The sequence below is a fragment of the Vibrio sp. 1069 genome (assembly GCF_033340555.1).
In genome coordinates this window covers 13,856-28,892 of record NZ_JAWOWP010000025.1, presented here as the reverse complement: position 1 = coordinate 28,892, position 15,037 = coordinate 13,856, and the positions used below count along the sequence as shown (strand labels likewise).

13 protein-coding genes are annotated in these 15,037 nt (G+C 46.1%); 2 read left to right on the top strand and 11 right to left on the bottom strand.

Annotated features, from left to right (window positions below; all coding sequences use genetic code 11):
- Positions 1-65: 65 nt before the first annotated feature.
- The 5 genes from R7040_RS22560 to R7040_RS22540 form a co-directional block, all read right to left on the bottom strand.
- The gene (locus tag R7040_RS22560; RefSeq protein WP_258469696.1) at positions 66-1,451 is read right to left on the bottom strand and encodes a class II fumarate hydratase; all 1,386 of its coding nucleotides are present in this window, start codon (positions 1,449-1,451) and stop codon (positions 66-68) included.
- A 17-nt stretch (positions 1,452-1,468) separates the two neighbouring features.
- Positions 1,469-1,846, bottom strand: a complete 378-nt coding sequence (locus tag R7040_RS22555) for a hypothetical protein (protein ID WP_005382370.1) — start codon at positions 1,844-1,846, stop codon at positions 1,469-1,471.
- A gap of 199 nt (positions 1,847-2,045) precedes the next feature.
- On the bottom strand, positions 2,046-2,528 hold the full coding sequence (locus tag R7040_RS22550) for a hypothetical protein (protein WP_005382371.1): 483 nt from the start codon (positions 2,526-2,528) through the stop codon (positions 2,046-2,048).
- Positions 2,529-2,636: 108 nt separating this feature from the next.
- Complete coding sequence (locus R7040_RS22545; RefSeq protein ID WP_005382372.1) at positions 2,637-4,364, bottom strand: sodium:solute symporter family protein; 1,728 nt, start codon at positions 4,362-4,364, stop codon at positions 2,637-2,639.
- Between the two features lie 12 nt (positions 4,365-4,376).
- Positions 4,377-4,640, bottom strand: a complete 264-nt coding sequence (locus R7040_RS22540) for a DUF4212 domain-containing protein (RefSeq protein ID WP_005382373.1) — start codon at positions 4,638-4,640, stop codon at positions 4,377-4,379.
- Between the two features lie 520 nt (positions 4,641-5,160).
- Here R7040_RS22540 and R7040_RS22535 point away from each other — a divergent pair.
- Complete coding sequence (locus R7040_RS22535; RefSeq protein ID WP_005382374.1) at positions 5,161-6,912, top strand: potassium/proton antiporter; 1,752 nt, start codon at positions 5,161-5,163, stop codon at positions 6,910-6,912.
- On the opposite strand, the gene R7040_RS22530 is transcribed toward R7040_RS22535, so the two are convergent.
- The 4 genes from R7040_RS22530 to aspA form a co-directional block, all read right to left on the bottom strand.
- Positions 6,909-7,538, bottom strand: a complete 630-nt coding sequence (locus R7040_RS22530) for a response regulator (RefSeq protein ID WP_005382375.1) — start codon at positions 7,536-7,538, stop codon at positions 6,909-6,911. The two genes, R7040_RS22535 and R7040_RS22530, sit on opposite strands and share 4 nt — an antisense overlap.
- Positions 7,539-7,732: 194 nt before the next feature.
- Positions 7,733-9,565 (bottom strand): protein-disulfide reductase DsbD, encoded by a 1,833-nt coding sequence (locus tag R7040_RS22525; protein ID WP_258469694.1) that lies wholly within the window; start codon positions 9,563-9,565, stop codon positions 7,733-7,735.
- Positions 9,566-9,726: 161 nt separating this feature from the next.
- Complete coding sequence (locus R7040_RS22520) at positions 9,727-11,034, bottom strand: anaerobic C4-dicarboxylate transporter (RefSeq protein ID WP_005382378.1); 1,308 nt, start codon at positions 11,032-11,034, stop codon at positions 9,727-9,729.
- 176 nt (positions 11,035-11,210) lie between these two features.
- Positions 11,211-12,662: an aspartate ammonia-lyase gene (aspA, locus tag R7040_RS22515; protein ID WP_318081589.1), complete on the bottom strand. Its 1,452-nt coding sequence runs from the start codon at positions 12,660-12,662 to the stop codon at positions 11,211-11,213.
- Between the two features lie 431 nt (positions 12,663-13,093).
- Between aspA and R7040_RS22510 the strand changes: the two genes are divergently transcribed.
- Positions 13,094-13,612 (top strand): FxsA family protein, encoded by a 519-nt coding sequence (locus tag R7040_RS22510; protein WP_033907286.1) that lies wholly within the window; start codon positions 13,094-13,096, stop codon positions 13,610-13,612.
- A 70-nt stretch (positions 13,613-13,682) separates the two neighbouring features.
- On the opposite strand, the gene trmL is transcribed toward R7040_RS22510, so the two are convergent.
- On the bottom strand, positions 13,683-14,162 hold the full coding sequence (trmL, locus tag R7040_RS22505; protein ID WP_170894116.1) for a tRNA (uridine(34)/cytosine(34)/5-carboxymethylaminomethyluridine(34)-2'-O)-methyltransferase TrmL: 480 nt from the start codon (positions 14,160-14,162) through the stop codon (positions 13,683-13,685).
- Between the two features lie 136 nt (positions 14,163-14,298).
- The gene (locus R7040_RS22500; protein ID WP_005382382.1) at positions 14,299-14,907 is read right to left on the bottom strand and encodes a superoxide dismutase; all 609 of its coding nucleotides are present in this window, start codon (positions 14,905-14,907) and stop codon (positions 14,299-14,301) included.
- Positions 14,908-15,037: the final 130 nt, after the last annotated feature.

Genomic DNA, 15,037 nt, shown 5'->3' with positions numbered 1-15,037 from the left:
AAAAAGAGACCTCCGAATGGAGGTCTCGATGTTTGTAATCTTAGTTGATAGGCTGAGTTTGCCGCTTATTCTGCGACGCCGCCTTGAGTCAGTTTGGCTGGATTAAGCAATCGCTCTAGTGTGGCTCTATCCAAATCAGTTTCTTCTTCCGCGACATCAATAATCGCGCGTCCCTGTTTGTAGGCTTTTTTCGCGACTTCTGCCGCTTTTAGGTAACCAATGACCGGGTTGAGAGCCGTGACCAAAATAGGGTTTTTGGCGAGTGCTACATCCAAGTTATCTTGGCGAACTTCAAACGTCGCAATGGCTTTGTCAGCTAAAGCGGTTGCGCTGTTAGAGAGTAACTCGATGCTCTCCAATACGTTATGAGCAATAACTGGCAGCATGACGTTAAGCTGGAAGTTGCCCGCTTGGCCTGCGACGGTAATGGTGGTGTCATTACCAATGACTTGCGCTGATGCCATAGCTGCGGCTTCTGGGATCACAGGATTTACTTTGCCAGGCATGATGGAAGAACCCGGTTGCAAGCCTTGTAATTCAATCTCACCTAAACCAGCCAATGGACCTGAATTCATCCAACGAAGATCATTTGCGATCTTCATGATCGCAACTGCTGCTGTTTTGAGCTGTCCCGACAGAGCGACGATCGCATCTTGACTGCTTAAATTGAAAAAGAAGTTATCACTGGCCATGAACTGAATACGAGTTGACTGGGTTAGGTTGCTAGCGAATAAGTCTGCAAAGCGTGGATCGGCATTGATCCCCGTTCCAACTGCCGTACCACCTTGGGCTAAGGCTTTTACAGCAGGAAGTGCTTGTTCAATCGCTTGTTTTGCGTGCTCGATTTGGAACTGCCAACCGCCAAGTTCTTGAGCAAAGGTAATTGGCATCGCATCCATTAAGTGGGTGCGACCGGTTTTTACAACATCTTTCAATGCTTGTTGCTTAGACTCTAGTGTTTGGCTTAGGTGTGACAGGGCCGGGAAGAGCTGTTTTTCAATGGCTAATGCTGCGCTAACTTGAATGGCCGTCGGTACCACATCGTTGCTGCTTTGTCCCATGTTGACGTGATCATTAGGGCTGACAGTGCCGCCTAGATGCTGGGAGGCCAGTGTTGCAATTACTTCATTCGCATTCATATTTGAGCTAGTGCCTGATCCTGTTTGGAACACGTCAATTGGGAATTGCTCAATATGATTGCCTTCGATAATTGCTTGAGCTGCGTCAGCAATCGCGTTGGCAATATCTCCTTCAAGCAGCCCTAGCTGTGCGTTGGTGAGTGCCGCAGTCTGCTTGATGTGTGCTAACGCTTTGATAAAACCAGATGGCATTTTATGTTGACTGAATGAGAAGTTATCGACGGCGCGTTGAGTCTGGGCTTGGTAGAGAGCATCTGCAGGGACCGTTACTTCGCCCATACTGTCAGTTTCTATGCGGAATTCGGTGCTCATGGTAGGGATCCTTTTGGTTAATCGAGTGAGATTTGAATCAGGCGTAATTGTTGTTGTAGTGCGAGAAATTTCACGTCGCCTTGTTCAAACTGGTAGTAATAGCGTTTGAGGCAAAATAATGGCGTATGGATAGAATCGAGACAGACACGACGGAAGATACGACTGCGAGTTGAGTCTTGAATTGCGTCTAGTAAATGGAAATAAACCTGACGTAAAAACAGCTCACACAACAATAGATTTTCTTCATCGGCATCGTGTTCATAACAGGAAGACAACACCATTCCCCAATGAATATAGTCATGAATCACGTCTGGCTCAAAGCCATGTGGTGCGGCGAGAAGGAATCTATCTTGGGCTTTAAAAAATGCGTTAAAGATGTCCCGTTTGTTGTCCATAACCACCTCTCATTAAATGTAATGATAATTATTATCAATTAAATTGTGAGTTGGCAACCCTTTTTAGAGTAAGAGGTTGTTGAAGAAAGACTTACGGAAACAAAAGCCGACGCAAAGGCGTCGGCTGAGTAGGAATTCATTTATGCTGAGTGAAACTAAGTCACTGTCGTTTGAATACCGGTGAATTAGCTTGTCGCCGTTATTCAGTAAATAAGGTTTCGTACTTCACAAATGCGGTTTGTGTTTCACCATAATATAGTGTGCCGCCTGATTGAATGACGACTCTTAACCAGCTTTCTGCAGATGCAGGCTTTGGTAAGGTGATGTACCAGCTTTGGCCTGCTTGATCGGCGGGCTTCATATCAATCGGTTGAGCGTTTTTCTCTTTGTCACTCACAATAGAAACTTTAACCCCTTCAAGTGGGTAAGCGGCGTTGAGTGACAATTCTAAGTTATTTTTAGTGAGTTTTTCAGAGCGAAATTTCACTTTAAAATCGCCATTTTCCATATCACACAGACCACTGGTGTAACGACAATTAGACTTACTCGCGAGTTTGTAAGTTTCCCCTTCTTGCGCCGCGTGGGGTTTCTCGCTGAGGGCCATATCGGTACCGAAGTAAGCGATCAAAGAGAGAACTGGCGCAATCAGTAGAGCGAGAATAAAGTGCTTGTTTTTGAACATCTTGGCTTCCTTGCAACGACATACTGCGAATATGGTAACTGAAAAGTGAGAATAAAAAAGCCCCGGACGGCTGGTTCCAAACGGGGCTTTTGTGGTTTTGATTAGTTTTTAGTGATCCACTGCACTACCAGCACCTACTGGTACGCGAACGTGTTCGACTAGGTCTTTTACTTCTTGTGGCGTTTCTGCTGTTACTTTGGATACAGCGAATGCAACAATGAAGTTAAATAGTGCGCCGATAGCACCAAACGCGTTTGGCTCAATACCCAGGAACCAGTTTGTTCCCCAGCTTTCTAGATATTTCCAATCAGCGACGAAAAGAATGCCTTTGTGTTGGAATACGTAGAACAGCGTAATACTGATACCTGCAATCATACCGGCGATTGCGCCTTCTTTGTTGATGCTCTTGCTGAAGATGCCCATCATCAATGCAGGGAAGATGGATGAAGCGGCAAGACCAAAGGCGAGTGCTACCGTACCTGCGGCAAATCCAGGCGGATTTAAACCGAGATAGCCTGCGGCTGCTATCGCTACTGCCATTGATATTCGACTAGCAAGTAGCTCTTTTTTCTCGGATATGTTCGGATTGATAACCCCTTTGATTAAGTCATGGGAAATAGCTGAAGAAATGGCGAGTAGTAAACCTGCTGCGGTAGATAGTGCAGCTGCAAGACCACCTGCTGCCACAAGTGCAATCACCCAGTTTGGCAGTTTAGCGATCTCTGGGTTAGCCAATACCATGATGTCGTTATCAACGCGCAGTTCGTTGGTGGACGCATCTGAAGTGTATTGGATATTGCCATCGCCATTTTTATCGTCAAAACCGAGTAGTCCAGTTGTTTCCCAGTTTTTGAACCACGCAGGACGCTCGTCATACGCTAGGTGCTGACCCGGAGCTGGATTTACCGTATTCATTAGGTTGAGGCGAGCCATCGCTGATACCGCTGGTGCAGTAGTGTAAAGGATTGCGATGAAGATCAGAGCCCAGCCTGCTGATGTACGTGCGTCGCGAACCTTCGGCACGGTAAAGAAACGGATAATTACGTGTGGTAGACCGGCTGTACCAATCATCAGTGACATGGTGTAGACAAACATATTAAGTGTGTCGCCACGTACTTGGGTCGTGTATTCACTGAATCCGAGTTCGGTCACCACTTGGTCAAGCCGATCGAGTAGATAGACATCGGTACCAGCCATGGTACTCCCCAGACCAATTTGTGGGATTGGGTTACCAGTGAGTTGCAGAGAGATAAAGATTGCAGGGATAGTGTAAGCAAGAATGAGTACGCAATATTGAGCAATCTGCGTGTAAGTGATGCCTTTCATGCCGCCAAGAACCGCGTACATGAAAACGATACACATACCAATTAATAGGCCGGTGGAGTAATCCACTTCTAAGAAGCGACCAAACGCAACGCCCACGCCTTTCATCTGACCGATAACATAAGTCACTGATGCGATGATAAGACAAACAACCGCTACGATACGTGCCGTGTTGGAGTAAAAGCGTTCACCAACGAACTCTGGCACCGTAAACTTACCAAATTTGCGTAGGTAAGGCGCTAGCAACAGCGCAAGCAGAACGTAACCACCAGTCCAACCCATTAGAAATACTGAGCCGCCATAGCCCATGAAGGCAATTAAGCCTGCCATTGAGATAAACGACGCTGCGGACATCCAATCGGCTGCGGTTGCCATACCGTTTGCAATCGGGTTTACACCGCCACCAGCAACATAAAACTCTTTGGTTGAGCCGGCGCGAGCCCAAATAGCAATCCCGATGTACAGGATGAACGTGGCGCCAACGACCAGGTAGGTAATAGTTTTCAAATCCATCTGAGTGACTCCTTATTCGTCCACGCCGAATTCACGGTCAATTTGGCGCATCTTCCATGCGTAATAGAAAATAATTCCTAGGAAGGCATAGATGGAGCCTTGTTGAGCAAACCAGAAACCGAGTTTGTAACCGCCTAGTTGAAATTGATTTAGTACGTCGACAAATAAAATGCCGCAGCCGAAAGACACGACGAACCAGATGACCATTAGGCCGATCATGAGCTTCACGTTTTTGTCCCAATAGGCTTTGGCTCTTTCTTCGCTTTCAAATGCCATTGCCGTCTCCTTACGATTGGTATTGTTGTTAATGAAATGTTTCAACATGTACATTAGCAAGGTGTTGGCAATAACTCTTTTCAACTTTAGTCGGGGTGTTAAAAATGAAGAATCCCCATGCTATGGGCTTTTGCAGCGAACAAAGGGGTAAAATTCTATGTTAATAAACTGTTAAGTTAGCCAAAGGTCTAAAGGTTGATTGGATAAACAAGCATGATTAAGACTGGCCATTAATCTTTTCTTCATTGAACTTGGGGATGCTGTGTAAGTATTGGTGGTGATCTTGTGGCTCTTAAAGAGAGAAGGCGTAGATAGTAAAGCTCACAAGTAATTTATTTACATAAAGTTTTCGCATCAAATCACCGTTTTAACGCACAATAAAGTAATATAACTGAGTCATTCTCGTACAACCTCGCATTTTGAGACGGTGTAAAGGGGAGGCAGATTAGGGCATTACCTCATTAACGAAGTAGCCTTGCTCATCACAATTATTATCGTTTTTCATTAAGGGAGGGTGAGAATGGACGCAGACACCATTAACAGTTTTTTTCTAATAGGTGCGTTGTTAATCGCACTTAGCGTTCTTTTAAGCCCAGTGTCTTCTAAGTTGGGAATCCCAATTCTTTTGGTATTTTTAGCCGTTGGAATGCTAGCGGGGGAAGACGGCTTAGGCGGCATTTTATTCGATAACTTTTCCATCGCTTATTTGGTTAGTAACCTCGCATTAGCGATCATTTTGCTTGATGGTGGGATGAGAACGCGGGTCGCCAGCTTTAGGGTTGCGTTATGGCCCTCGGTCTCTTTGGCGACATTTGGCGTTGCGATCACCACCATTTTGACCGGGCTGATGGCAACGTGGTTATTCGACTTAGATTTATTGCAAGGCATATTGGTTGGTGCGATTGTTGGTTCCACCGATGCTGCCGCGGTCTTCTCTCTACTCAAAGGTCGTAGCCTGAACGAACGTGTTGGTTCTACGCTGGAAATTGAATCCGGCACCAATGACCCAATGGCGGTGTTTCTGACCGTAACTCTGATTGCTATTTTAGCGAACCCTGGCGCTGACTTAAGTGCGGGCTTTTTGGCGTTCAGTTTTCTTAAGCAGTTTGGTATCGGCGCGTTACTTGGCTTCGCTGGTGGCTGGATCTTATGGAAAGTTATCAATCGCAATCAATTACCAGATGGGCTGTATTCTATTTTAACGGTCAGTGGTGGCTTGCTTATTTTTGCTTTATCTAACACTTTGGGTGGCAGTGGTATTTTGTCGATTTACCTCGTTGGTCTTTTATTAGGTAACCGTCCAACACGCAGCCGCCACTCTATTCTTCATGTTTTAGATGGTATGACGTGGCTAGCTCAAATTGGTATGTTCTTGGTGCTTGGCTTGTTGGTTACACCATCCAATTTACTCTCTATTGCGTTGCCAGGTCTTGCGCTTGCCTTCGGGATGATTTTGTTTGCCCGACCAATCTCAGTTTGGATTGGTTTACTGCCATTCAAGAGTTTCACGCCACGTGAAAAGTGGTTTGTCTCTTGGGTAGGATTGCGTGGCGCTGTACCTATCATCCTCGCGGTATTTCCGATGATGGCAGGGTTGCCAGATGCTCAACTGTACTTCAATTTGGCATTCTTTGTAGTAATGGTGTCTTTGATAGTACAAGGGGGCACGTTGACCAAGGCGATGTCTCTTGCAAAGGTCGAGCTACCTTCTAAGCCTGAGCCAATTTCGCGTACGGGGGTGGAGATTTACCCGACCAGTGAGTGGGAGCTGTTTATCTATAGACTTAAAGCAGATAAATGGTGCATTGGTGAGCCATTACGTAGTCTTTCGATGCCGGAAGGAACGCGTATCGCCGCTGTATTTCGCAGTAAAGAGCTATTGCACCCATCCGGCAGTACGCGCCTTGAGGAAGATGATACCTTGTGTGTATTAGCACAAGAAAAGGATTTAGATGCACTGAGCTTACTGTTTAGTGAAGCCCCAGAGAAAGCGTCGCTAGCGCGATTCTTCGGTGACTTCTTCCTCGATATTGAAGTGAAGCTTGCCGATATTGCCGTGATGTATGGTTTGAATCTGGGGGATGAACCGCTGGATAAAAGTTTGAGAAACCTTGTCGAAGAGCAATTAGGTAGCACGCCAGTATTGGGAGACCATTTCGAGTGGCAAGGTTTGCATTGGATCGTCGCTGATGTTGTTGATCAGCAGGTCACTAAAGTCGGTATCCGATTGCCAAACGAAAAAAGTAAGTCTGACGATAAGACGTCAATCTAGTCGCTCATTTCCGTCAGCATAATCACGGCTTGCGTGCGGTTCTTTACACCGAGCTTACGGAAAATCGCTGTCATGTGCGCTTTTATGGTGGCTTCTGAAACATTCAATTCGTAAGCGATTTGCTTGTTCAGCAAGCCATCGGACAACATTCCCAACACTTTATATTGCTGCGGTGTTAGCGCAGCAATCTTTTCCGCTAAGTCATTACATGCCGCGTTATTGGTGATCAACCCTTCAGGGAAGTATGGGTCGCCATTCAGCACTTGATTGAGCGCGTTCACTAATTCGCGCATGTCGCTGGACTTGGGAATAAAACCAAATGCACCATGGCTTTTCACCTGCGTCACGATCGCCGGCTCTTCACTCGCTGAAACGACGACGATAGGTAAATCTGGATGCTCTGCTCGCAAATGAATCAAGCCAGACATACCATTTGCTCCTGGCATTTTGAGGTCCAATAGCACTAAATCTGGCTCTTCCTCTCGTTCTAACAAAGCCAGAAGTGCGTCGAGTGAGTCCGCTTCCAGCAAATTTGCACCACTAATAGCCATGTGGATAGATTGAAACAAGGCATTCCGGAAGAGTGGGTGATCATCTGCAATAATGATGGTGTAGGTCGAATCCATGACGTTAAACACTTTTGACTATTTCGTTAAATTTATTATTGTCCAGCTTTGAGAGAGTGGACAATATTTATTCGCTAAAAGTCTGAACCAAATCGACTTTTATTAGGAAAATTGCATATAAACGCAATGTTCTTATTCAAATCTGAGCAATAAAAAACGCCAGTGGACATCACTGGCGTTTGAATATCTGGTTATCAGAACTGCTTGATATGCTCTAAGAAAGGCTCGGCTTGCATGAATCCCGTCAAACGAGCGTTTGAAACGTGTTCACCACTGGCATCCCAAAACTCAATTGTTGGTAAACCAAGCACACTCATGTGCTTCAGTAGTTCGATGTCTTGCACTTGGTTTTTGGTCACGTCCGCTTGCAGAAGAATGAAGTCTTGCAGTTTGGCTTCGACGCTTGGGTCATGGAAGGTGTACTTTTCAAACTCTTTACATGCTACACACCAATCGGCGTAGAAATCGAGCATGACGGGTTTACCTGCCGCTTTCGCAAGTGCCAGTTGTTCTTCAAGATCCGCCACGTTAGCAATGCGAGTAAAGCTAACAGTGGCTTGCTGAGTTTGTGTTGTGCTGTTGCCAAACCAGTAATTTAAGATAGGTTGTGCTGAGGCTAGCAAACCTAAGACGGCGATTATGCCCACGGCACTTTGTTTCCAGCCACCAAACTCTAGACTGTTTTTGATGTGGTATAGCCAACCAAAAGCAGCAATACCCAGTGCTGACCACAGAATCGTTGACCACATTTCTGGCATGATGCGTTCTAGTAAGAAGATAGGTGCGGCAAGCAGAATAAAGCCGAAGAGTGTTTTCACACGGTCCATCCAACCACCTGCTTTTGGTAGCAACTTGTTGCCAAATACCGCTACAAGGATCAGCGGAATACCCATGCCCATCGCTAGCGCGTAAAGGGCGACCCCACCGGTGAGTAAGTCGCCACTTTGTGCTACGTAAAGTAGCGCACCAGATAGAGGTGCCGTGGTACATGGTGAGCACACCAAGCCAGATATTGCCCCCATTGCAAACACGCCAGCACTGCTGCCGCCTTGCTGTTTGTTGCTGAGGTTGTTTAACCACGTTTGAACGCTGCTTGGTAGCTGTAATGAGTACAGACCAAACATAGACAAAGCGAGTGCGATGAACAGTACGCTCAAGCCAATCAGCACATAAGGGTGTTGCATTGCCGCTTGGAACTGCATACCTGCAGATGCCACCACAAGGCCGAGTAGGGTGTAAGTCAGCGCCATGCCTTGCACGTAGACGAATGACAAGCCTAGCGCACGGCGTTGGCTTAGTTTGCCACTGCCAAGTACTATGCTGGTCAGAATTGGGTACATCGGCAGCACACAAGGTGTAAACGCCAAGCCCACACCAAGCGCTAAGAACAGAAGTGGTGTCCACCAGTTATCAGCAAGGTTGGCTGCAAGGCTATCTTGCTGTGTTACTGGCGCCGATGATGTGTCACCAGACGTAGATGATTGCGCCGCTGGTGGCGTTGCAGTTGGTGCCTGTTCTGCTTTTGATGCAGTTGTCGCCGTTGTTGAATCTGAGTTCGACGAAGTAAACGCGCTGATAGGAATCACGCGAGTTTCTGGCGGGTAACAGAAGCCTGCTTTCGCACAACCTTGGTATTGCACCACCACGCGCGCACCGTCTTGCCAATCATGCATTGGTACATTAACGAAGAGAGGTTGAGTATAGATATGCACGTCACCAAAGAATTCATCTTTATGCGGTGTGCCGTCTTCCATTTGCAGTTCGCCTAGCGATACTTTCTCACCAGCTACAGACAAGCGCTCTTGATATAGGTAGTACCCGTCACGTACCTGCCAATCGAGCATCAATTTGTCATCTTGCTGGTAGAAGTTAAATGGAAACGCCTGATCAACCGGAACAAAGCTGTCGCTGCTGCTACCAAAACTGTTGTTCTGGCTACTGTTAAACTGGTCTTTGCCAAATAAAGCTAAAGACGGAGTGGAAAAGGTAATGAGCCCTAAGAGTAAAACGGAAAGTAATGCGCGCATAAAAGAGTCAATTCATCTTAGATAATTGCCGTTAGTGTAACTCAATCAGACCCGGAGGCGAGTCAATAAGTTTCATGAAAATGAAGATTTATTGAGCATAAATCAAGACAACAGGGAATAAAAAAGGGAGCCGAAGCTCCCCGAGTAAGACTCTGTTTCTACTAGATCAGTAGACCACCGAATGCGAAGCCAAGTGCTACCGCAGAAGCGATGGTTACCACACCAGGTACAAAGAATGGGTGGTTGAATACGTACTTACCGATACGAGTTGAACCCGTGTCGTCCATCTCAACCGCGGCAAGTAGCGTTGGGTAAGTTGGCAGCACGAATAGCGCACTTACTGCTGCGAAAGATGCAACTGCGGTAAGTGGTGCGACACCGATGGCTAGTGCTGCTGGCATCAGCGCAACAGTGGTTGCACCTTGTGAGTAAAGCAGCATTGAAGCGAAGAATAGAACAAGTGCTAGCATCCATGGGTAGTCTGCTAGTAGCGCACCAGCCACTTCTTTGATGCCGTCAACGTGCGCGTTAACGAACGTAGAACCTAGCCATGCCACACCAAGAACACACACACACGCTGTCATACCAGAGCGGAATGTTGCTGCGGCTGGGATTTTGCCAGCATCGATTTTACAGCTCATTACGATAGCTGCCGCAGCTGCTAGCATTACCGTCATGATAGCTTCGTTACGGCCTAGAGCAGGGTTCTCGATAAGACCCACAGAGCCAGAAATTGCTGCTGCGTAACACACGACAAATGCGATTGCGCCTAGGAAGATGAAGGTTGCTTTCTTCGCTGTTGGTAGGATTTCGCGTTTTGCTTCTGTATTTAGCTTGATTAAGCCTTTTTCTAGACGCTCTTGGTATTCAGCATCGTCTTTTAGCTCACAGCCCATGAAGTTCGCCACGAACGCACCGATCATGCACGCGATGAACGTCGTTGGGATACAGATTGCTAGTAGTGTTAGGTAGTCAACGCCAAATGGATGCAGCATTGCCGCGAACGCTACAACAGCCGCTGAGATTGGTGATGCGGTGATAGCGATTTGCGATGCTACGACCGCGATAGACAGTGGACGAGAAGGGCGCACGCCTTGGCCTTTCGCTACTTCTGCAATCACTGGCAAAGTAGAGAATGCCGTGTGGCCAGTACCCGCCATTAATGTCATTAGGTAAGTTACGATAGGCGCATAAAAGGTGATGCGCTCAGGATGCTTGCGCAAAAAGTTTTCAGCAACTTGCACCATCCAGTCTAAACCACCAGCGACTTGCATTGCTGCGATAGCGGTGATTACAGACATGATGATCAAAATTACGTCAACGGGAATGTAAGCTTGGCTTGTTGGTACGCCCAAGATCAAAGACAACGCAATGACCCCAGCACCACCGGCAAAACCAATGCCGATACCACCGATTCTTGCCCCCAAATAGATGAAGAGCAGAACCACGAAGAGTTCGACCATGACCATATTGATACCTCTTTAGTTTTTTATTTGATTCTGATTTTTTGAACACTCAGGAACAGGAGTAAATGCTCAGAGAATGAGAACCTAGTGGTTTAGCGGCAATAAAAGCATATAAAAAATGTGGTTAACCGTATGAGAGCCTAAAAAAGGGGCCTGAGTGGCCCCCTTCGGATTCGTTATTACTCGTAACGTTTTGCTTTGTAAGTAGGATGCATGAAGTTTTCTACTGACAAGATTTCATCAAGCTCCTCTGCTGTAAGCAGACCGCGCTCTAGCACGACTTCACGAACACTCTTACCAGTTTCTGCACAAATCTTACCTACGATGTCACCTTCGTGGTGGCCGATGTATGGGTTTAGGTAAGTGACGATACCGATAGAGTTGTAAACGTAGTTTTCGCAAACTTCTTTGTTCACAGTGATGCCGTCGATACATTTATCACGTAGGTTCACACACGCGTTGTGTAGTAGAGAGATAGACTCAAACACACTTTGTGCGATCACAGGTTCCATAACGTTTAGCTGTAGCTGACCGCCTTCTGCTGCGAAAGAAACCGTGTTGTCGTTACCGAGAACTTTGAAGCAAACTTGGTTTACTACTTCTGGGATAACTGGGTTTACTTTAGCTGGCATGATTGAAGAGCCTGCTTGCATTTCAGGTAGGTTCAATTCATTTAGACCCGCACGAGGACCAGAAGAAAGTAGACGAAGGTCGTTACAGATCTTCGATAGTTTCACTGCTAGGCGTTTTAGCGCGCCGTGAGTCATTACGTATGCACCACAGTCAGACGTTGCTTCGATAAGGTCTTCTGCTGCAACAACGTCAAGGCCTGTTACTTCCGCTAGGTGTTTTACTGCAAGCGCTTGGTAGCCAGTTGGTGTATTTAGACCAGTACCGATTGCGGTTGCGCCTAGGTTGATTTCTAGGAGGAGTTTAGATGTGTAATCTAGAGCACGAATCTCTTCGTTTAGTGTTACCGCCCACGCATGGAACTCTTGACCTACTGTCATTGGTACTGCGTCTTGAAGCTGAGTACGGCCCATTTTCAGTACATCTTTAAACTCAACGGCTTTAAGTTCGAATGCGCCTTTTAGGTACTCAATTGCTTCCATTAGCTTGTGTACGCTGTTGTATACTGCAATACGGAAACCTGTTGGGTACGCACAGTTGGTTGATTGGCTCTTGTTTACATGGTCATTTGGGTTAACAAATTCGTATTGGCCTTTCTCTTTACCCATCAACTCAAGCGCGACGTTTGCGATCACTTCGTTCGTGTTCATGTTAACTGAAGTGCCTGCACCGCCTTGGAATACGTCTGATGGGAACTGATCCATACACTTGCCAGTTTCTAGGATCAAATCACACGCTTCGATGATGTAGTTTGCAACGTCTTTTGGAATAGCGCCAAGTTCTTTGTTTGCTAACGCTGCTGCTTTTTTGGTCATTACCATGCCGCGTACAAATTCTGGTACGTCAGAGATGGTCATATTAGAGATGTTGAAGTTCTCGATCGCACGTAGCGTATGAATACCGTAGTACGCATCTGCAGGGACATGACGTTGACCTAATAGATCTTCTTCAATACGAGTGGCTGGGTTTGCTGTTTTTGGAGTATCAGATAGGGTAGCCATAGCAGGATCCTTAGATAATAATTCTGATAATAAAGTTATTTATTAGCCATTTCTGCAATCTAGAATCCATTCATCAGAATTTTTGGCTGGAAAATCCGTCCTGACTTATGTGGCACATGATACTGCACCTAGCGCATAAAAATAGTAACTAGATCACCTTTTTCGTTTTTCATGAGTCAATAATTTGCAAAGTATGAACGGGTTATTAATAACCCTTTATGGGTACTCGATTTTCCTCGACAAACATGAGTTTTTAGAGTTCGAAATTAGCACTTTAAAAGCACGAAAAAATCGGTATGCAATTGAATGAAACGCGCTCCCGCTACTTTGTCTAAAAGAGAAGGAGACCAGTATGAACACGCTTTTTTACAACGATTCGTTTGAGCTTAGTCTGCTTTTACCATTACACTGAATTAAACAAAGGAGGGCGTGTGTTTCCTATCTTATTATTAGCGTTTATTTTTGTTCCGATCATTGAAATCGGCTTATTTATTCAGGTGGGCGGCTTTTTAGGTTTATGGCCGACCATTGCACTAGTCTTAATCACGGCATTTGTTGGTGCATCGTTGGTTCGTAGCCAAGGTATACAAACACTGATGTCAGTACAGGGGCGTCTTGAACAAGGTGAAATTCCAGCCCAGCAAATTTTTGAAGGCGTAATGCTAGCGGTGGCTGGCGTGCTACTGTTAACCCCGGGCTTTATGACCGATGCCCTTGGTATGTTGGTGTTGCTTCCTGCGCCACGCGCCGCGATAGCTAAATACTTGATGAGCAAAATGGTGGTGAAAACCATGCATGGCGGTGGCTTCCAAGGTGGTTTCTCTAACCAGGGGCCATTTGAGCAAGACCCGTTCCGTCGTGACCCATTTGATTCCCAGTCAGATAATGGCAATACCTTCGAAGGGGAATACGAGCGTAAAGACGATGATGATCGCAACAAGCTCAACTGATTGAGTTAGTCAGAAAAGAAAACAAAAGGGCGCACCAAGCGCCCTTTTCTGTATTTGGAATTCGTGCTGCTTACAATGCGCCTTCAAAGCCCATTTGACGCCATGCTTCAAAAGCAATGATCGCAACGGCATTCGAAAGGTTTAGGCTGCGCGCATCTGGCATCATTGGAATGCGAATACGCTGATCCATTGGCAAGCTATCGATGATTTCAGCAGGCAAACCACGAGTTTCTGGACCAAACATCAAAACATCACCCGTTTGGTATTGTGCATCAACGTGGTGACCTGTGGTTTTGGTGGTGCAGGCAAACAATCGGTAGTTACCTTGTTTCTCTTTCTCTAAATATTCTAAGAACGCTTGATAGTTTTTATGACGCGTTACGCGAGCTAAATCATGGTAATCCAAACCAGCGCGGCGGACTTTTTTCTCTTCAAGATCGAAACCCAGAGGTTCAATTAAGTGAAGGTTTGCACCGCAGTTGGCGCATAGTCGAATGATGTTGCCGGTGTTCGGCGCGATTTCTGGTTCGTATAAAGCGATATCAAACATGGTATTGAAATAGAGTTGGTCAAAGAGAGGGGCAGTATATACCCAAGTCACCGAGAGATGCGAGATTCAGCAAAATTGACCTGGGTATGAAAGCAGGCATTAGCGCGGATGTTAATACCGTAAGTAGTGATGCTCTTTATAAGAGAGCGTGAGCATAGTTTTCTTCAACTGCTCGCCAGTTGACGACGTTCCACCACGCATCAATATATTCTGGGCGACGGTTTTGGTAACTGATGTAATACGCGTGCTCCCACACGTCTAATGCGAGGATTGGTTCACCGCGCACATCCACTACATCCATCAGAGGGTTGTCTTGATTACTGGTGGACGTAATGTGAATCTCACCATCTTTTACGATCAGCCATGCAAAGCCAGACCCAAAGGTATTGATGGCAGCTTGGGCAAACGCCTCTTTAAATTGCGCAAAGCTACCAAATTTATCGTTAATTGCTTGAGCAAGCGCGCCTTGAGGCTCTCCGCCACCGTTTGGTGACATGCAATTCCAATAAATGATGTGGTTGTAATAGCCGCCACCATTATTACGTACTGCTGGACTGAGCTTAGAGATATTGTCAAAGATCTCGTCTAATGACTGAGTTTCGAGCTCGCTCCCTTCAACGGCATTTACAAACTTATCAAAGTACGTCTTGTGGTGTTTGCTGTAATGCACTTCCATGGTTTTCGCGTCGATGTACGGCTCTAGTGAATCGTACGGGTAAGGCAGAGCGGGAAATGTATGTGACATAGTAAATCCTCCTTAATTGGAAAATTTACTTTAATGCTAACGATAATTATTATCAACTTTGATCTTTGTAAGGGTATTCTAAGAAGCCTCACCAATTTCTAAAGTGAGGGTGGGGCTGTTAATCACTCAC